Below are 16,633 nucleotides of genomic sequence, written 5' to 3'. Positions count from 1 at the left end.
CCGATGCGGCGGCCTACGGCTCAGCGACGGAAGCCTCCGCCGTGGAATCCGCCGAAGCCGCCGCCCCAGCCGCCCCAGCCGCCCCGGCCACCCCCGCCGCGGCCCTGCCAGCCGCCGCCTTCCGCGCCGCCCATGCCGCGGTCGCGCCAACCGCCGCCCTGCATTCCGCGATCCTGCCAGCCGCCGCCCTCCGCGCCGCCCATGCGGTCGTCGGAATAGTCGCGCGCCTGGCGCTGGCCGTTCAGGTAATTGCCGCCGGATTGCGCACTGGGCTGCACCGGTTGCCAGCCCGAACTCGTGTGCTGTTGCCAGCCGTTGTCGTTGTGCTCGTAGACATTGCCGTTGTGGTCCGCGTACACATTGCCGTTGTTCCACGCCATGCCGCTATTCGTGTTGCGGTCGTATGTGGCGCCGCGCCGATCCACGCTGCTGACGCCGTCGCCCGCCGTGCCGGTCGCCGTGGCGGAAGAGATGGTGCTGCGGCCGGTGTTCGTGTTGGTGCGCACGTCCTGGCGGCCGGCAGCCCATTGGCCGTCGTCGTTGGCGACCACGCCCGCGCGCCCGGCGCCCGATGCCCCCGTTGTCGGGTTGGTGTAGGCATCGCGCCGCCCGGCAGCCGCATTGCCGGTGTACTCGTTGTAGGCCGCGCCGCGCGTGCCTTCGAACGCTGCGCCGGTCTGCGGGTTGTAGCCCTCGGCGTGGGTGCCTTGCCATTCGGTGCCGGTCCAGCCGTTCCAGCCGGCCGCGTGCGTGACCACGCCGGAGCCGCCCCAAGCGCCATAGACGTCGACCTGGTTGACGTTGACGCCGCCCCAATAAGGCGCCCCCCAATAAGGCCCCCAATAAGGCGCGGCGCCCCCCCAGGTCTCGCCAGCGACGAAGCCAAAGGCAAAACCGGTCGCGGTGGCGAAAGCCGCGTCGTAGCCATAGCTGGGCGGATAGCCGACCCAGGTGTCCTGCACGATGACCGGCGGATACGCGTAGCCCGTGCCGTACACCACGGTGCCGTCAGGACTGGCCACCACGCCCATGTAGCCTGGCGTGTAGCCAAACACCACGCTCTGCGGGGTGGAGCCGTACACCTGCACGTAGGTGACGTAGTGCAGCGGCGAGCTGACGGGTATGGCGTAGATGATCGCCGGCACATGGTCGGCCACGCGCCACGGGCCAAGGGGCGAATCGGCCACGAACCAGACCGCACGCGACAAGGCGTAGTAGCGGCCTTCGGCCTGTATCACCGGCACCTGCGAGTTGGCGGCGTAATACAGCGCCGTCCCCTCGATGGGTCGCAGCGTCGGGGAGCCGCCGGCATACTCCACCTGCAGTTTCGCCGCGCTGCGCGACACCGTGGCGGTCTGCGGAATGGTCGAGGCGATCAGCGCCTCCTTGGCCTGCGGCGTGCCCGGCACCGATGCCAGCACGCCCGACTGTGGATCCTTGGACGGAATCCGGGCGAAATCGCGCGGCAGTTGCTTGCCCGGCACGTAGGACCATGGACCGTCGAGGCTGGCGCCGCGGAACCAGCGGCCGGACACCAGCACGTAGTAGCGGTTGTCGCCCGGATTCATGAACAGGGCGTGATCGGCATTGGCCACCGACAGCAGCGAAGTCCCTGGCACCGGCCGCATTTCAGGCTGGCCGACGGTCACCAGCAACTCGGCCGGCGCGGTGGACACCGCGATGGCGGGCGCCCGGTGCGGGGCCTTGCCGCCATGCGGCAGCATCGGGTCCGGTTCGGTCTTGCGGCGCGCCGCGTCGGCGGCGGCCAGCAGGGCGGCGGGCGGCTGCGGCAGATCCGTCCACGGCCCGGTGGCGTTGCCCGCTTCGTACCAATGGCCGGCGGCCTGCAGGAAATAACGGCCCGCGTTGTTCGCCAGCATGAGCGCGCGCGTGTTGACCACCCGGCGCCAGCCTGCCGCGTCGGGCACTTCCGCCAAAACGGGTTCGCCGTCGATCAGCACCAGCACGGTCGGCACCGTGCGGTAGATGATGCGCGGCGGCGCGTTGTCCACCGGGACGGTTTTCGTGGCCGGGTTGTTCTGGGACAGCGTATAGCTCAGTTGCAGTGCATCAAGCCGCGTGACCACGCCCTTGGCGGGCAGGCGCGCTTCAAGCTGGCTGCGCAGCTTGGCGGCGGCTTCCGGCGAGGTGGGCACCTGCACGCGTTCGATCCGGATGTCCGACAGATGCACCAGGCCCGCCGGCTTGTTGACCTCGGCACGGGCGGAAAAGTCTGCCACGCCGTAGGTGGGATTGCCCTTGGCGGCGCCGACCGCCACCGCCATGCGGCCCGTAATACGGTCGGCAGTCCAGGTGTCGATCTGCGGCTGATAGAGTTCCACCCGCGTGCCGTCGGCGGCCTCGAAACTGCGCGGCCATTGCAGCGAACGCGCGGCCTCTTCCTGGGCATCGGATTGGGCGGGCGCGGTTTGCGCCGGGGTCTGTCCCTGGGCTTGCGCCGCGCCGGTCGGCGTCAGGCCCGCGCCGGCAGCCATGCCGGCCACGGCTAGAGCGAGAGCGAGGCGAGACAGGCGCCCGGGCGGGCTCGCGGGCGCTGACGACGTTGCCGGGAAAACATGCATGCGCCACAGTCGGGTCAGGCTACACATCTCGCGCTCCTCGTTGAGGGCCGCGACCGCCATTCCGGCCTTCGGCCACTCTGATTTCCCGCAGCGCCGCCGCTACGGGCCAAGCCTCGGCCGGCCTCTCTGCAAGGCGTCCTGCAAGGGCCGGCTTCTGAATAAGCAACAGAACGTTAACACCGCTGAAAAGCTATTGCCCGCTTTTATCAGACCTTCTATAAAACATCTCACCAGGGCTGCTACTTTTGCCCGATAGCCTTTCCGCTGCAATCCAACTAGAAGCGCGGCGCAACGCCCGCCAAACGCCCGCGCGCTACGGCGTGTCGCGCCCCCGCCCGGCTCTCTGTCCGCGGCGCTTCGGCCGTCCCGCGAAGACTCTCCTGCTGCAAGTTCACGCCATCAAGTCGCCGTGGAAAGGAGCAGTTCATGGTCCCTGCCCTGACGCATCCCGGGGTGTATGTCCAGGAAATTCCCGCAGGCGTGCGCACCATTGCCGGCGCGCCGACCTCGGTTGCCGCTTTCCTGGGGACGGCCATGCGCGGACCGCTCAACCAGCCGGTCCACATCCAGGACTTTGCCGACTACGAACGCGAGTTCGGTGGGCTGGCCGAAGGCTGCGAACTCGGCTACGCGGTGCTTCAGTTCTTCCTGAACGGCGGGGCCAGAGCCTGGGTCGTGCGCGTGGCGCAACCCGCGCGGAACGATCCGCTGGACGCGCATGCCACTTTCATCAGCCAGCGCGCGCAGCGCCGGGGCCTCTACGCGCTGGACGATGTCGATTCCTTCAACCTGCTATGCCTGCCCGGCATCACGCACAGCATCGTGCTGGCCGATGCCGTGTGCTACTGCAAAGAGCGGCACGCCTTCATGATCATCGATGCGCCGCCCGCGGCGGCCGACGCGGCTTCCATGGCGGCCGCGGTCATGGGTGCGGCGCTGCCCAGATCCGATCATGCCGCGCTGTATTTCCCCTGGACCCGGGCGGCCGACCCGCTGAAGAACGGCCTGCCGCGCCTGACCGCGCCTTGCGGCACGATCGCGGGCCTGTATGCGCGCACCGACGGCGACCGCGGCGTCTGGAAAGCGCCAGCCGGCATCGACGCGGGCCTCGCTGGCGTCCTGTCGCTGGCCGCCGCAGTGAGCGACGACGAGAGCCGCAACCTGAATACCCTGGGCGTCAATTGCCTGCGCACCTTTGCCGGACGCGGCGCGGTCTGCTGGGGCGCGCGGACCCTTCAAGGCACGGACCATTTCGCCTCGGAATACAAGTACGTGCCGGTGCGCCGCCTGGCGCTCCACCTGGAACAATCGCTCTTGCGCGGCACGCAGTGGGCCGCGTTCGAGTCCAACGACGAGCCGCTCTGGGCGCAGATCAGGATGAACGTCAGCGCCTTCATGAATGCGCTGTTCCGCCAGGGCGCCTTCCAGGGCGGCACGCCGCGCGATGCCTATCTGGTCAAGTGCGATGGCGAAACCACCACGCAACAGGACAGGGATCGCGGCGTGGTCAACATCCTGGTGGGATTCGCTCCGCTCAAGCCGGCCGAATTCGTGGTCATCCGGGTCCAGCAACGAGCCGGACAAATGGAAGGAAATCCGCCATGAACCCGCTCGCGGAACCGCGCATCCTCGCGTTTTGGGACACCGGCGCCCAGCACAGCCCGCGGGCGCAGGCGCTCGAGGCTGCCGGGGAACTGGCGCGCGAGACGGGACTGGCTCTGCATCGCATCGACCTGTCCAGGATCGTCAGCAAATACATCGCCGAAACCGAGGAAAACCTGAACCGCCTGTTCGAGTCGGTCGAGCAGCGCGGCGCGGTCCTGTTCTTCGACGAAGCCGACGCCCTCTTCGGCAAGCGCACGAACGTCAAGGACAGCCATGACCGCTACGCCAATATCGAGGTCAGCTACCTGCTGCAACCCATGCAGTCGTACCGCGGCCTGGCGTCGCGGGCCGCCAGCATGAAGTCCAACCTGGACAGCGCATTCCTGAGGCGGCTGCGCCTTGTGGTCCAGTTTCCGGCCGCCGCGCCGGATCAGCGCGCGCGCCGCTGGAGCCGCGCGTTCCCTACCGCCGACACCGGCGCCGAAGTCACCATGGCGCGCCTGCTGCAAGCCGTCCGCGCCGACCCAAGCCCACACGCCCGGCCCCTGCCTGGCCTCAAGACGAGAGAACATCCATGAAACCCGTGATCAACGAATACGTACGCGAACTCAGCCACCCTGGTTACGACGCGGCCCAACGCAATGCCTTCGTCGCCGCCATGGTGAGCAAGCGGCTGATGCGGCGCACGGAGCAACAGCGCCAGGCGGACGAAACAGCCCCCGCGCTGGCCAGCTCGCTGAACGGCAGCGCCGACGCGCGCGCCGACAACGACCAGACTTGAGCGCCGCGCCGCTGCAGGATGGCGCTGCGTCCGGTGCGGGCGCGGCGCGTGCAGGAAAACCGGGCCGGCCGCCACGGTATCATCAGGCCTGTTGCGCCGGCTTGCCGCGTCCCAGCGGCAAGCCGGCCATGCCTCTCCCGCCCACATTCTGCATGACGCGATGACCCCATATATCTCGGCCGGCATTCTGCTTCTAGGCGCTCTCGCCGCCATCGCTTACCGCCGCAAGCGGCAACGCGCGATGGACACCGCCGGCCGGCGCCTGGGCAGCGACCTGGTCGCGGGCGGCGCGCTCTACGGCGTGGCCGCGCCGCCCATTGGCGGCGCAGCCGTCATCATCGCGCTGACGGCCGCGACCCGGGATCCCGAGAACCTGCTCATGCTGGTCTATGCCCTGCCCTGGTTCTACATCTTTGGCTTCGTGCCCGCCCTGCTGTGCGGCATCGTGGCCGGCGCGTTGCGGCCGGCGCATCCGTCCTGGCGCGCCTATGCCGCAATGGGGCTGGTCGGCGCCGTCTACGGCTTCGTTTTCCTGGTGGGCTTTATCTCCCAGGGCAGGCCATGGCAGGAAGAACTCGGCTTCCCCTTGACCATCGGCGCGGCGCCCGGCGCGCTCAGCGCATTCCTGTGCGCGCGCCTGCTGTACGGCAAGCCCGGCCGCCGCGGCGAGCCGGGCGAAAAAGCGCCGCAGGCGGCCTGAAGGCGCCGCTGCCTGGCCGCCAGCCCTAAGCCTTGCGCCCGCTGGCGCGCCCTGGCGGCTCGGCGTGCAGATCGCGCGCGGCGCCGCCGCCAAACGCCGTCAGCGCGCGAGGCGTGGGCGGCGACGTGGAAATCTGCCGGGCGGTTTCCAGCATCATCGGGACAAAGCGCGACACCGCGCGCTTGACCGTCCACTTGGCCGCCGACACGGACAACTGCAGGCCCGCCACCACGCGCTGGTTCAGGTCGTAGACCGGCACCGCCAGCGCCAGATCCCCGCGGTAGTACTCCTCTTTGCAGCAGGCATAACCCTGCTCGCGCGACAAACGGATCTGCGCCATCAGCTCGTCCAGGTCGGTCAGCGTGTTGGCCGTGTACTTCACGCGCTCGCTGGCCTCCAGGGCCTCGAGAGCCTGCTCGTCGCTCATGCCGGCGAGGTACACGCGCCCGGTCGAGGAACAGTACATGGGGATACGCCGGCCCACGGGCATGTGCACCAATAGCCGCAAAGGGCTGGGAAAGCGGCCGATATAGATCATGTCCTGCCCGGCCGGCTCCGCCAGGTTCACGGTTTCTCCGGCATTGCGGTTGAGTTCCAGCAGGAAGGGATTGGCGCGGTCCAGCAGCGGATGCGATTCCAGGTAGCGGCAACCTGCGTCCAGCGTGCGCGACGACAGTGAATAACGCTTGCTGACAGGGTCCTTGTTGAGCAACCCCAGCGCTTCCAGCGTGAACGCGAAACGCTGCGCGGCGCTGCGGGTGATGCCCGCCGCCGCGGCAATGTCCGGCAGGCTCATGGAGGTGTGTTCGGCGTCAAACGCATCGAGCACGGCGATGCCGGTGGCCAGCGATTGGACGTACAGCGTGGAGGATTCCGGATTCATGGCTGGGCTGGGCGGCGCAGGCCGCCAGTCTATTAGTGTTCGATAGGCAGAGATTGCATTCCAATTCAAATGAATGCAAGAAAAAGCCGCGGTTCTTTTGACATATTCTACCTTTACCGCAGCAGGTAATCCCGGGAAAACCCTTAAATAAAAAGCGCTTAGCCGAAACCGGAGTTGATTGACAGTCTTTCCTTGGCCAGATTATAAAATCTACATGCGATATATGCTTATCGCTATTCGATACGATAATGCGCACCTGACAAGGACGAAATCGGACGTCCGATACACCGTGCAGGCGCGCGATTCCAGCTTCCAAGGGGATTCCGATGCTGCACAAAGTGTTGAAAACGTTGTTGGCGACGGCGCTGTGCGCCGCCGCGCTGTCGGGCGCGCACGCCCAGACCGTCAAGGTAGGCGCCACGCCCACCGCGGTGCCGTTCAACTTCCTGGACCCGAAGACCAATACCCTGCAAGGCGTGATGATCGACATCGCCCACGCCGTGGGCAAGCAGGCCGGCTTTACGGCGGAAGTGATGCCGATTCCGTTCGCCTCGCTGGTGCCTGCCCTGCAGACCAATAAGATCGACATCATCGCCTCGGCCTTCGCCAAGACGCCGCAGCGCGCCGAAGTGGTGGATTTCACGCAGCTGGTGGTGGAGTACGGCGAGGCCCTGATCGTGCCGGAGAAGGACAAGAGCGACTACAAGAGCATCGCCGACCTGAAGGGCAAGACCGTCGGCGTGCAGATCGGCACGCTCTATGTCGAGCCGCTGAAGGCCGCGCCCGGCCTCAAGGAAATCAAGATGTACGAAACCATGTCCGACCTGGTGCGCGACGTGGCGCTGGGACGCCTGGACGCGGCCTTCGGCGACGGGCCGGTGATCTCCTACCAGGTACGCACCCAGGGCGTGCGCAACGTGCGCTACGTCGACAGCTATCAGCCGGCCATGCCCACCAACATCGCACTGGCCGTGCGTAAGGGCGACGCCGAACGCGTCAAGCAGCTCAATGCGGCCATCGATGCGCTGCGCCAGGACGGCACCCTCGCCGCCATCATGAAGAAGTGGGGCGTCACGCCCTGATCCCGAGCGCCGCGGCCCGATCCGCCGCGGCGCGCCGCCTAACAGGTATCCAAGATGTTCCAGTCATTTTTCAGTGACGCCGCGGAGTTCTTCCCGGTGCTGATGCAGGGGGTGCTGACGACCATCGCCATCACTGCGGCGGCGCTGGTCATCGCCACGGCGCTCGGTCTGTTCTGGGCCCTGCTGCGGGTCAGCGGCGTGGCGCCGCTGTCGCACGCCAGCCGCATCCTCACCAACATCATCCGCGGCGTTCCCATCATCGTCGTGCTCTTCTACATGTACTTCGTGCTGCCGGAGATCGGCATCAGCCTGACCGCCTTCCAGGCAGGCGCGCTGGGCCTGGGCATCGCGTACTCCTCGTATATGTCGGAGGTGTTCCGCTCGGGTATCGACGCGGTCGATCCCGGCCAGTTCGAGGCAGCCCAGTCGCTGGGCATGTCGCGCGCCAAGCTGATGCGCCGCGTGGTGCTGCCGCAGGCCTTCAAGGTCGCGCTGCCGCCATATGGCAACAACGTGGTCATGATGCTCAAGGACTCCTCGCAGACGGCCGTCATCACGGTGGTCGAGCTGTCCATGCAGAGCAAGCTGATCGCATCCTCCACCTTCAAGAGCGCCACCATCTTCACGCTGGTCGCCCTCATGTACCTGGCCATGAGCCTGCCCATGATGTACTTCATCGGCAAACTTGAACGCCGACTGGGGCGCCGCCAATGATCAAGATCGAAAACCTCAGCAAGTCGTTCGGCGCCCACCGCGTGCTGGAAGGCATCGACGCCGAAATCCAGCAGGGCGAAGTGGTCTGCCTGATCGGGCCGTCGGGCTCCGGCAAGTCCACGCTCCTGCGCTGCATCAACGGCCTGGAGCGCTACGACGGCGGCCGCATCACGATCGACGGCGTCACCGTGGACGCGCGCCGCAAGGACATCCAGAACATCCGCCAGCGCGTGGCCATGGTGTTCCAGCGCTTCAACCTGTTCCCGCACCGCACCGCGCTGGAGAATGTCATCGAAGGCCCGGTGCACGTCAAGGGCGAGAGCATCGAGTCCGCCACCGCGCGCGGCCGCGAGATCCTGGCGTCGGTCGGCCTGGCCGAAAAGATGAGCCACTATCCGCAACAGCTCTCCGGCGGCCAGCAGCAGCGCGTGGCCATTGCCCGCGCGCTGGCGATGGAGCCCGAGGCCATCCTGTTCGACGAGCCGACCTCGGCGCTGGATCCTGAGCTTGTGGGCGAAGTGCTGTCCGTGATGCGCACGCTGGCCGAAAAGGGCATGACCATGGTCATCGTCACGCACGAAATGGACTTCGCGCGCAACGTCTCCGACCGCGTTCTGTTCCTGGAAAACGGCCGCATCGCCGAACAGGGCCCCTCGCGCGAAGTGCTGACCAATCCCCGCAACGAACGCATGCGCGATTTCCTCAAGCGCGTCACCCACGCCCAGTAGCTCCGGCACCATGAACAACGATCTTTTTTCGCCCGCAGCCACGCTGTGGGCAGCGACCGCGCCTGCGCGCGCCGCCTCGCCGGCGCTGGCCGGTCCGCTGCACGTCGACGCCGCCGTGGTCGGCGGCGGCTTCACCGGCCTGTCGGCCGCCTTGCATCTGGCCGAGGCCGGCTTCAAGGTGGCGCTGTTCGAGTCCCACGAAGTGGCCCACCGCGCCTCCGGACGCAACGGCGGGCAGGTGGTGCCGGGCTTCAAGCCTGGCCCGGCCGCGCTGATCCGCCGCTTCGGCGCGGACACGGCGGCACGCATGATGCGCTTTGCCTACGGCAATGCCGACTATCTTTTCGAACTGGCCGAACGCCTGCGCATCGATTGCTCTCCCACCCGCAACGGCTGGATCCAGGGCGCGTTCTCGGCGGCATCGGGCAGCTATCTCAAAAGCCGCGCGCGGGAATTGAACGCGCATGGCGGCGAGGTCGAATACCTGGACGCCGATGCGATGCGCGCGGCCACCGGATCCTCTTTCTGGCCCGCGGGCTTGCGCGAGAAGCGCGCGGGCGCGGTACAGCCACTGGCCTTTGCGCGCGGGCTGGCACGCGCGGCGCAGGACGCCGGCGCGGCGGTGCACGATCACTCGCCAGTGTCCGCCATCGCGCCCAAGCCTGACGGCGGCGCGACGCTGAGCGTCAACGGTTTTGCCGTCCAAGCGCGCCATGTGGTGCTGGCGACCGATGCCTACACCGACCGCCTATGGCCGGCCGTCGCGCAGTCGTATGTCAACGTATCCAGCGCGCAGATCGCCACCGATCCCCTGCCGCACGCGCTGCAGGAGCAGTTGCTGCCGCTGCGCGCCGGCATCTCCGAGACGCGCAAGATCACCTACTACTGCCGCATCGACCCCGAGGGGCGCTTCGTCATCGGCGGCCGCGGGCACTCGTCCGAGCGCCTGGATCCGTCAACCGGCGAGCAGCTGCGCCGCGCCGCGGTCGCGCGTTTCCCGCAGCTGGCCGACGCCGCCTGGCGCCACGGCTGGGCCTGCCGCGTAGGCATGACCATGGACGACCTGCCGCGCGTGCATCGCCTGGCGCCAGGCGTCTGGACTGCTTACGGTTACTGCGGACGCGGCGTGGCCATGGGCACCGCGCTGGGGCGCGTGCTGACCGACGCCATCCGCGGCGTGCCGGCGGACGAACTCGACTTTCCCGTCACGCCCATCGGACGCATGCCCTTCTACCCGGCGCGGCAATTCGGCGCCTCGCTGGCCATCAACTGGTATCGCCTGCGCGACGCGCTGGGCTATCCCGCCTGACCCCTGCCCTGGCGCTTTCACTTTGCCATGACGACACAAACGCAATTTCCGGCCACGGTGGACGTGGCCATCATCGGCGGCGGCATCATAGGCGTGAGCACGGCGCTCGCGCTGGCGCGCGCGGGCGTGCGCTGCGCGCTGTTCGAGAAGGGCGCGCTGGCCTGCGAGCAATCCTCTCGCAACTGGGGCTGGGTGCGTACCTTGGGACGCGACCTGCCCGAAGTGCCGCTGGCGCTGCGCGCCAACCAGCTCTGGCGCGACATCCAGGCCCAGGTCGAAGTCGGCTACCGCCGCAACGGCCTGGTCTACCTGCAGGAAAACGACACTGACGCCGCCGAGCACGAAAGCTGGCTAAGCAAGGCCCGCGCCTATGGCGTAGAGGCCGACATGCTGGGCCGCGACGCGGCGCTGCGCCTGCTGCCCAGTTCCGGCCGCGCGTGGACGGGCGCGCTCTACAGCGCCGCCGACGGCGTGGCCGAGCCACAGATCGCGACCCATGGCGTGGCGGCGCTGGCGCGCCAGGCCGGCGCGCTGATATACGAAAACTGCGCCGTGCGCGGCGTGGAGACCAGCGCCGGCCGCGTCGACACGGTCATCACCGAACGCGGCACGCTGCGCGCGCAGGCGGTGCTGGTGGCCGCCGGCGGCTGGTCGCGCCTGTTCTGCGGCAATCTGGGCGTGGACTTCCCGCAGCTGAAGGTGCGCGGTTCGGTGCTGCGCACCGAGCCCTTCGACGCCGGCGTTTCGCTGGCCATCAATGGCAAGGACTTCACCTGCCGCAAACGCGCCGACGGCGGCTATACCGTCTCGCAATTCTCGGCCTCGCTGGCCGAGCTGGTGCCCGACAGCTTCCGCCTGATGAGCAAGTTCCTGCGCGCCTGGATCGCCAATAATTCCCTGGTCCGGATCCGCTTCAGCAAGCGCTTCTTCGAAGAGCTGGCGACGCCGCGCCGCTTTCCGGCCGACCGCGAAACGCCTTACGAGCGCTGCCGCGTGCTCGACCCCGCGCCTTACAAACGCGGCATAGACCAGGCCTGGGAACGCCTGCTGCGCGCCTTCCCGGTGTTCCAGCAGGCGCGCATCGCGCATTCCTGGGGCGGGTACATCGACGTGACGCCGGACGCCATGCCGGTCATCGCCCCCATCGCCCAGGCGCCTGGACTCTATCTGGCCTCAGGCTTCTCCGGCCATGGCTTCGGCATCGGCCCGGCGGTGGGCGAAACCATGGCCGCCCTGATCCAGGGCAAGGAAACGCCGGTAGATATACGGCCGTTCCGCTTGGAGCGCTACGCCTAGCCTCCGGCCATCGCGCTGGCGGGCACCTATGCAATAACGCTAATGGTGCCCTCAGCTTTTTTCATTGGGCACTCATAAGCCCCTTCCCCATAATCGCCTGGATGCCATCTCGGCAGGCCGCCACCCGGCGGCGCCTATCCAACGAATCCATGGGGAATGCATATGTTGCGTACCAAGCTGGCCCGCTGCCTGCGCGCAGCCGGGCTTGCCTGCGGCCTGCTGGCGGCCTGCACCGCCGCGGCGGCCGCCTATCCGGACAAGCCGCTGAAGCTCGTCGTGCCGCAAGCGGCGGGCGGCGGCACCGATGTCATCGGCCGCCTTTGGGCCGACTACATGTCGCGGCATCTCAATGTGCCGGTGGTGGTCGAGAACCGCCCGGGCGCCAACGGCATCCTGGCCTCCAGCCATGTCGCCAAGCAACCCGCCGACGGCTACACCGTTCTGATCAGCGGCATCTCGTACCTGGCGTTCAACCCCTACATGTACAAGAACCTGCCCTACGACCCGGGCAAGGACTTCGACGGCGTCAGCCTGCTGGTCAACACGCCCTTCCTGCTCGTCGCCAATCCGCAGACCGGCATACGTTCATTCAAGGACCTGGTCGAAAAAGCCAGGGCCGCCCCCGAGAGCCTTAACTTCGCTTCGGCGGGCAAAGGAAACTCCACGCATCTGGTCGTGGAAATGCTCGAACAGCGCCTGGGGTTGCGCCCGACCCACGTGCCCTACAACGGCGCCGCCGCGGGGCTGACCAGCGTCATGGCCAACCAGACGCAGCTCATGGCGGACGTACTGAATACCGCCGCCGTGCAGGCCAAGGCGGGCAAGGTCGTGCCGCTTGCGGTGGTGGGCTCGCGGCGCGCGGCCAGCGTGCCGGACGTGCCCACGCTGGCCGAGTTGGGCATCGCCGATTTCCCGCTGCCGGGCTGGTATGCCCTGGTCGCCCCCAAGGGCACGCCCTCGGCCGCCATCGACCGCCTCAATGCCGAAACCCGGCGCTTCTTCGAAGACCCGGCCGTCAAGACGCGCTTGCAGGAGCTCCAGCTCGAACCCCTGCCGTCCACGCCGCAGGCGGTCGCGGAATCGGTCGCGCGCGACAGCGCGGCCTGGGGACCGCTGATACGCCAGCTCGGCCTGAACAACGACTGACCGCAACCCTGAAAGGAAAGACATGCCCAAGCTCAGCAATGCCGTCTGGCGCTATCGCCACGAAAAAATGACGGCACTGATGGACGACCTGGCCGTCGATGCCATCGTGTTCACCTCGGCGGATTTCTTCCAGTTCGCCACCAACTTCCACACCGACGTCCTGCCCTGGGAACGCCCCATCTTCGCGGTGGTGCCGCGCAATGGCGCACCCTTCCTGGTGATGAACGAGCTGTCGACGCATCACATGCGCTTCTCGCAAGAGCAAGGCAAGGTCTGGATCACCGACATCACCTACTACGCGGAACACCCGCGCGTCACCGACCGCCTGCCCTTGATCACCCAGCTGCCGGAAGTGCTGGCGGAACGCCTGCGGCAGGCCGGGCTGGCGCGTTCGCGCATCGCGGTCGAAGGCGGCAGCCCCGTGCTGGCGCAGCTGGGCCGCCTATTGCCCGATCTGACGCTGCGCGCGGCCACGGCGGAATGCCGTTCGCTGCGCTGGCAGAAGCACGAGGAAGAGATTGCCGTGATGGCGGCGGCCGCGTCGATCTCCGACTGGATACAGGACCGGTACCGCGAGAACATCCGTCCCGGCAGGCTGGTCCAGGAACTGGATTTCGCCATGGCCTCGCTGTTCGTGCAGGAAGCCGCCGAACGCTTTCCGGGCGAGCAATTCGAAGTCATCCGCTGCTGGACGCTGAGCGGCCCGGCGTCCGCCTCGCCGCATGGCGACGGCGCCTCCTGCGGCGCGCGGATCAAGGAAGGCGACGTGCTGGTCAACATCGTCATCCCGCGCCTGAACGGGCTGACCATCGAGAATGAGCGCACCTGGTTTTGCGGCGCGCCCTCCGCGGAGCAAACCCGGCTCTGGTCCGCGGCCAAGGCCGCCAACGAAGCGGCCATCGCCGCGGCCCGCACCGGCAACCCGGTGTGCATGATGGACGCGGCCGCGCAGGCCGAAATCGAAAAGGCCGGCTACGCCAACTTCATCCGCCATCGCACCGGGCATGCCGTCGGCATCATCCACCACGAATACCCGGAAGACATGGCCTTCTGCCAGCGTCCGCTGCTGGCCAACGAGGTGTATTCCGCGGAGCCTGGCATCTACGCCTATGGCATAGGCGGATTCCGCCTGGACGACACGGTGGTGGTGGGCGATACGCCGCGCGTGCTGACCGGCACGCCCAAGACGCTGGAATACGCCACCGTCAGGTAGGCTGGCCGGCCCCGGGCGCTTCCTGCGCGAGATCCTGCGCCTCGTCGCGCAGGATCTCGCGCAACCAGGGCAGCACGATGCTGGGCGAATCCGCGGCCCACAGCATGCCTATGGGGCCGAACTCCAGACAAGTCGGCGCCTGCACGATGCTGATGAGGTTCAGCCTTTCGTACATGTGGGCCACGGAGCTGGCCAGCGTCGCGACGTACTCCCTGTCCTGCAGCAGCGATAACAGGGCCACCAGCGAACTGGTTTCCACCGCGGGCTTGGGCGGCGTCAGACCCGCGTCCACCAGCGCCTGGTCCAGCCTGACGCGCGACAGCACGCCCGGCGGCGGCAGGATCCAGGGATAGCCCTGCGTGTCCGCCCACTGCGGCGCAGCCATGCCGGCCAGCGGATGTCCGCGCCGCGCCACCAGGCTGAAGCTGTCCGTCATCAGCCACTGTGCGCACAAGCCGGAGCGGCTGGCGCGCAGATCCAGAGGCCCGATGATGAGATCGATCTCGTGGCGCGCCACCCGTTCGATCAGCGGATCCAACAGGCCTTCGACCAGTTCGATCTGCACGTCCGGCGCGCGCTGGTGCAGCGTGGCGATGGCGCGCGGCAACAGCACTGGCGCGGCCGACAGGATGGTGCCGATATGCAGGCGGCCGGCGACGCCGGCCTTGACCGCCTCGATCTCCTCGCCCGTGCGCGCGGTGTCGCCCAGCACGCGGCAGGCATAGCGCCACAACGAGCGCCCCGCTTCGGTCAGCGCCAGCGTCCTGCCGCGCGCGAACAGCGGCGTGCCCACCATGTCTTCCATATCGCTCAGCCAGTGCGACAGCGCGGGCTGCGTCATGTGCATGGCCTTGGCCGCGGCCGTGACGGTTCCGGCCTTTTCCAGGGCGATCAGCACTTCCAGGTGGCGCAGCTTCAGGCGCCGCGTCCAGAGCAATTCGGAGAGGGGGGCAATCATGCGGAAATGGTAATGGATATCTCAGGTTTATTCATTGGCCGTCTATGGGCTTCATGCCCAAAATGGGCACCTCCCGAATCGCCCCAGATGGCCCCATGACCGCAGTCTCCATTTCCTCCGAATCGTCCCTGCAAGCCGTGGCCTGCGGCCTGGCGCTGGACGGCCAGCCCGGCGCCGGCCTGCGCGCTCTGGGCCAGGCGTTGCAGCAGCGCATCGGCTACCGCCTGTTCACCGTGCTGGTGCTGGACTGGGAGGCGGGACTGAACCGTCGCTACTACTCCAGCCAGCCCGCGGCCTATCCCGCCGGCGGCAGCAAGCCCATGCGCCACGACAGCGAATTCTTCGCCACCGTAGTGCAGCAAGGCGAGGCCCGCCTGTGCATGGATCGCGGCGACTGCGAACGGGCCTTTCCCGACCATGAACTGATCGCCTCGCTGGGCTGCGCCAGCGCCGTCAACGTGCCGGTGCGCTGGAACGGGCGGACGCTGGGCTCATTGAATCTGCTGCACCAGGCCGGCTGGTACCGGCGCGACATGCTCGCGGAACTGGGCTGGTATGCGGCGCTGGCCATACCCGTAGTACAGGACATCATCCGAACCTCCCAAAACCACAAGGGGAAATCATGAAGCGCCTACGCAGCCATATCGCCGCCCTGCTGTTGTGCCTGGGCCCCGCCGCCGCCCAGACGGCGCCGGACGCCTACCCGGCCAAGCCGATCACCATCGTCTATCCCTACGCGCCCGGCTCCGCTTCCGACACGCTGACGCGCCTGATCGCGGAGTCGCTGCAAAAGCAGCTGGGCCAGCCCGTCATCGTCGAAAGCCGGCCGGGCGCCGGCGGTTCGATCGCCACCGAGCACGTGGTGCGCGCGGCGCCCGACGGCTATACGCTGCTGCTGTCGGCCAGCGGCACCATCGCCGTCAATCCGCACATCTACAAGCTGCGCTACCAGCCGGTGAACGACCTGGCGCATATCTCCATCGCGGTGGAAGTGCCCTTCGTCTTCGTGGTCAACAAGGATTTCCCCGCGCAGGACTACGCCGCCTTCCAGGCGCTGGCGCGGCAAAAGCCCGCTGGCCTGACCTCGGCCAACGCCGGCCTGGGCACGCAGGCCCACCTGACGCAGGCCGCCTTCGCCAAGCAGGCTGGCCTGAACCTGAACATCGTCGCGTACAAGGGCGCCGCGCCCGCCGTCAACGACCTGATGGGCGGCCACATCGATTCGATGATGGACAACGCGGCCTCGCAGATTCCCTACGTCAGCGCGGGCAAGACCACGGCCCTGTTCGTCACCAGCGACTATCGATTCGACGGTTATCCCAAAGTCCCCACGGCCAAGGAGCTGGGCATTACCGGCCTGGTGCCGGCGGGCTGGTTCGGATTGGCCGCACCCAAGGGCACGCCCGATGCCGTGATCGAAAAGCTGCACGGCGCTCTGGTCGCCGGACTGAGAGGCGCGGACACCGAACGCAAGCTCAAGGATCTGGGCTGGGTCATCGTCGCCAATACGCCGCAACAGGCCAGGGAACGCGCGCAGGCGGATTTCACCCGCCTGGGAGAGGTCGCGCGGGACATCGAGCTCAAGGTGCAGTGACATCCCTCGGGCTGACATGCGCCGGACCGACACCCGCCGGAC

General features: G+C 67.7%; 16 protein-coding genes. 13 read left to right on the top strand and 3 right to left on the bottom strand.

Going from position 1 to position 16,633, the window contains the following annotated elements; genetic code table 11:
- Nucleotides 1-20 precede the first annotated feature (20 nt).
- A complete protein-coding gene (locus tag IAG39_RS05400; RefSeq protein WP_262422094.1) occupies nucleotides 21-2,495 on the bottom strand; it encodes a carbohydrate-binding family V/XII in 2,475 nt (824 codons plus the stop codon).
- A gap of 513 nt (nucleotides 2,496-3,008) precedes the next feature.
- Here IAG39_RS05400 and IAG39_RS05395 point away from each other — a divergent pair.
- From IAG39_RS05395 to IAG39_RS05380, 4 genes are all read left to right on the top strand, one after another.
- The gene (locus IAG39_RS05395) at nucleotides 3,009-4,187 is read left to right on the top strand and encodes a phage tail sheath family protein (protein WP_118931277.1); all 1,179 of its coding nucleotides are present in this window, start codon (nucleotides 3,009-3,011) and stop codon (nucleotides 4,185-4,187) included.
- Nucleotides 4,184-4,765 carry an AAA family ATPase gene (locus IAG39_RS05390; protein WP_118931278.1) on the top strand — a complete coding sequence of 194 codons (582 nt, stop codon included), beginning with the start codon at nucleotides 4,184-4,186 and terminating at the stop codon, nucleotides 4,763-4,765. Before IAG39_RS05395 ends, IAG39_RS05390 begins: the two co-directional genes overlap by 4 nt.
- Nucleotides 4,762-4,968 carry a hypothetical protein gene (locus IAG39_RS05385; RefSeq protein ID WP_118931279.1) on the top strand — a complete coding sequence of 69 codons (207 nt, stop codon included), beginning with the start codon at nucleotides 4,762-4,764 and terminating at the stop codon, nucleotides 4,966-4,968. Before IAG39_RS05390 ends, IAG39_RS05385 begins: the two co-directional genes overlap by 4 nt.
- Before the next feature lie 160 nt (nucleotides 4,969-5,128).
- A complete protein-coding gene (locus IAG39_RS05380) occupies nucleotides 5,129-5,668 on the top strand; it encodes a hypothetical protein (RefSeq protein WP_118931280.1) in 540 nt (179 codons plus the stop codon).
- A 25-nt stretch (nucleotides 5,669-5,693) separates the two neighbouring features.
- On the opposite strand, the gene IAG39_RS05375 is transcribed toward IAG39_RS05380, so the two are convergent.
- Complete coding sequence (locus tag IAG39_RS05375) at nucleotides 5,694-6,551, bottom strand: IclR family transcriptional regulator (protein ID WP_059378680.1); 858 nt, start codon at nucleotides 6,549-6,551, stop codon at nucleotides 5,694-5,696.
- A gap of 326 nt (nucleotides 6,552-6,877) precedes the next feature.
- Here IAG39_RS05375 and IAG39_RS05370 point away from each other — a divergent pair, with 326 nt between their 5' ends.
- The 7 genes from IAG39_RS05370 to IAG39_RS05340 all read left to right on the top strand — a co-directional run bounded on the left by IAG39_RS05370 (nucleotide 6,878) and on the right by IAG39_RS05340 (nucleotide 14,039).
- The gene (locus IAG39_RS05370; protein ID WP_059378678.1) at nucleotides 6,878-7,633 is read left to right on the top strand and encodes a substrate-binding periplasmic protein; all 756 of its coding nucleotides are present in this window, start codon (nucleotides 6,878-6,880) and stop codon (nucleotides 7,631-7,633) included.
- 54 nt (nucleotides 7,634-7,687) lie between these two features.
- The gene (locus IAG39_RS05365; protein ID WP_054451769.1) at nucleotides 7,688-8,347 is read left to right on the top strand and encodes an amino acid ABC transporter permease; all 660 of its coding nucleotides are present in this window, start codon (nucleotides 7,688-7,690) and stop codon (nucleotides 8,345-8,347) included.
- Nucleotides 8,344-9,075, top strand: a complete 732-nt coding sequence (locus IAG39_RS05360; RefSeq protein WP_118931281.1) for an amino acid ABC transporter ATP-binding protein — start codon at nucleotides 8,344-8,346, stop codon at nucleotides 9,073-9,075. Before IAG39_RS05365 ends, IAG39_RS05360 begins: the two co-directional genes overlap by 4 nt.
- A gap of 10 nt (nucleotides 9,076-9,085) precedes the next feature.
- Nucleotides 9,086-10,384, top strand: coding sequence for an NAD(P)/FAD-dependent oxidoreductase (locus IAG39_RS05355; protein ID WP_118931282.1), 1,299 nt, complete (start codon nucleotides 9,086-9,088; stop codon nucleotides 10,382-10,384).
- Nucleotides 10,385-10,411: 27 nt separating this feature from the next.
- Entirely contained in the window at nucleotides 10,412-11,680 is a 1,269-nt protein-coding gene (locus tag IAG39_RS05350; RefSeq protein ID WP_118931283.1) for an NAD(P)/FAD-dependent oxidoreductase, read from the top strand.
- Nucleotides 11,681-11,842: 162 nt separating this feature from the next.
- Nucleotides 11,843-12,826 carry a Bug family tripartite tricarboxylate transporter substrate binding protein gene (locus IAG39_RS05345; protein WP_118931417.1) on the top strand — a complete coding sequence of 328 codons (984 nt, stop codon included), beginning with the start codon at nucleotides 11,843-11,845 and terminating at the stop codon, nucleotides 12,824-12,826.
- 22 nt (nucleotides 12,827-12,848) lie between these two features.
- On the top strand, nucleotides 12,849-14,039 hold the full coding sequence (locus IAG39_RS05340; protein ID WP_118931284.1) for a M24 family metallopeptidase: 1,191 nt from the start codon (nucleotides 12,849-12,851) through the stop codon (nucleotides 14,037-14,039).
- Here the strand turns inward: IAG39_RS05340 and IAG39_RS05335 are convergent.
- The gene (locus IAG39_RS05335) at nucleotides 14,032-14,997 is read right to left on the bottom strand and encodes a LysR family transcriptional regulator (protein WP_059378672.1); all 966 of its coding nucleotides are present in this window, start codon (nucleotides 14,995-14,997) and stop codon (nucleotides 14,032-14,034) included. The genes IAG39_RS05340 and IAG39_RS05335 overlap by 8 nt on opposite strands.
- 95 nt (nucleotides 14,998-15,092) lie before the next feature.
- Here IAG39_RS05335 and IAG39_RS05330 point away from each other — a divergent pair, with 95 nt between their 5' ends.
- Together IAG39_RS05330 and IAG39_RS05325 are read left to right on the top strand one after the other, a co-directional pair.
- The gene (locus tag IAG39_RS05330; protein WP_059378853.1) at nucleotides 15,093-15,623 is read left to right on the top strand and encodes a GAF domain-containing protein; all 531 of its coding nucleotides are present in this window, start codon (nucleotides 15,093-15,095) and stop codon (nucleotides 15,621-15,623) included.
- Nucleotides 15,620-16,591: a Bug family tripartite tricarboxylate transporter substrate binding protein gene (locus IAG39_RS05325; RefSeq protein WP_118931285.1), complete on the top strand. Its 972-nt coding sequence runs from the start codon at nucleotides 15,620-15,622 to the stop codon at nucleotides 16,589-16,591. Before IAG39_RS05330 ends, IAG39_RS05325 begins: the two co-directional genes overlap by 4 nt.
- Nucleotides 16,592-16,633: the final 42 nt, after the last annotated feature.

Origin of the sequence: Achromobacter xylosoxidans (assembly GCF_014490035.1) — a bacterium.
GTDB lineage: Bacteria > Pseudomonadota > Gammaproteobacteria > Burkholderiales > Burkholderiaceae_B > Achromobacter > Achromobacter bronchisepticus_A.
This window is presented reverse-complemented; position numbering and strand designations above follow the sequence as displayed.

Excerpts from the sequence above, each read along its gene's own strand:
- IAG39_RS05400 (WP_262422094.1), bottom strand. The coding sequence starts at position 2,495 with ATGGCTGCCGGCGCGGGCCTGACGCCGACCGGCGCGGCGCAAGCCCAG.
- IAG39_RS05395 (WP_118931277.1), top strand. The coding sequence starts at position 3,009 with ATGGTCCCTGCCCTGACGCATCCCGGGGTGTATGTCCAGGAAATTCCC.
- IAG39_RS05390 (WP_118931278.1), top strand. The coding sequence starts at position 4,184 with ATGAACCCGCTCGCGGAACCGCGCATCCTCGCGTTTTGGGACACCGGC.
- IAG39_RS05385 (WP_118931279.1), top strand. The coding sequence starts at position 4,762 with ATGAAACCCGTGATCAACGAATACGTACGCGAACTCAGCCACCCTGGT.
- IAG39_RS05380 (WP_118931280.1), top strand. The coding sequence starts at position 5,129 with ATGACCCCATATATCTCGGCCGGCATTCTGCTTCTAGGCGCTCTCGCC.
- IAG39_RS05375 (WP_059378680.1), bottom strand. The coding sequence starts at position 6,551 with ATGAATCCGGAATCCTCCACGCTGTACGTCCAATCGCTGGCCACCGGC.
- IAG39_RS05370 (WP_059378678.1), top strand. The coding sequence starts at position 6,878 with ATGCTGCACAAAGTGTTGAAAACGTTGTTGGCGACGGCGCTGTGCGCC.
- IAG39_RS05365 (WP_054451769.1), top strand. The coding sequence starts at position 7,688 with ATGTTCCAGTCATTTTTCAGTGACGCCGCGGAGTTCTTCCCGGTGCTG.
- IAG39_RS05360 (WP_118931281.1), top strand. The coding sequence starts at position 8,344 with ATGATCAAGATCGAAAACCTCAGCAAGTCGTTCGGCGCCCACCGCGTG.
- IAG39_RS05355 (WP_118931282.1), top strand. The coding sequence starts at position 9,086 with ATGAACAACGATCTTTTTTCGCCCGCAGCCACGCTGTGGGCAGCGACC.
- IAG39_RS05350 (WP_118931283.1), top strand. The coding sequence starts at position 10,412 with ATGACGACACAAACGCAATTTCCGGCCACGGTGGACGTGGCCATCATC.
- IAG39_RS05345 (WP_118931417.1), top strand. The coding sequence starts at position 11,843 with ATGTTGCGTACCAAGCTGGCCCGCTGCCTGCGCGCAGCCGGGCTTGCC.
- IAG39_RS05340 (WP_118931284.1), top strand. The coding sequence starts at position 12,849 with ATGCCCAAGCTCAGCAATGCCGTCTGGCGCTATCGCCACGAAAAAATG.
- IAG39_RS05335 (WP_059378672.1), bottom strand. The coding sequence starts at position 14,997 with ATGATTGCCCCCCTCTCCGAATTGCTCTGGACGCGGCGCCTGAAGCTG.
- IAG39_RS05330 (WP_059378853.1), top strand. The coding sequence starts at position 15,093 with ATGACCGCAGTCTCCATTTCCTCCGAATCGTCCCTGCAAGCCGTGGCC.
- IAG39_RS05325 (WP_118931285.1), top strand. The coding sequence starts at position 15,620 with ATGAAGCGCCTACGCAGCCATATCGCCGCCCTGCTGTTGTGCCTGGGC.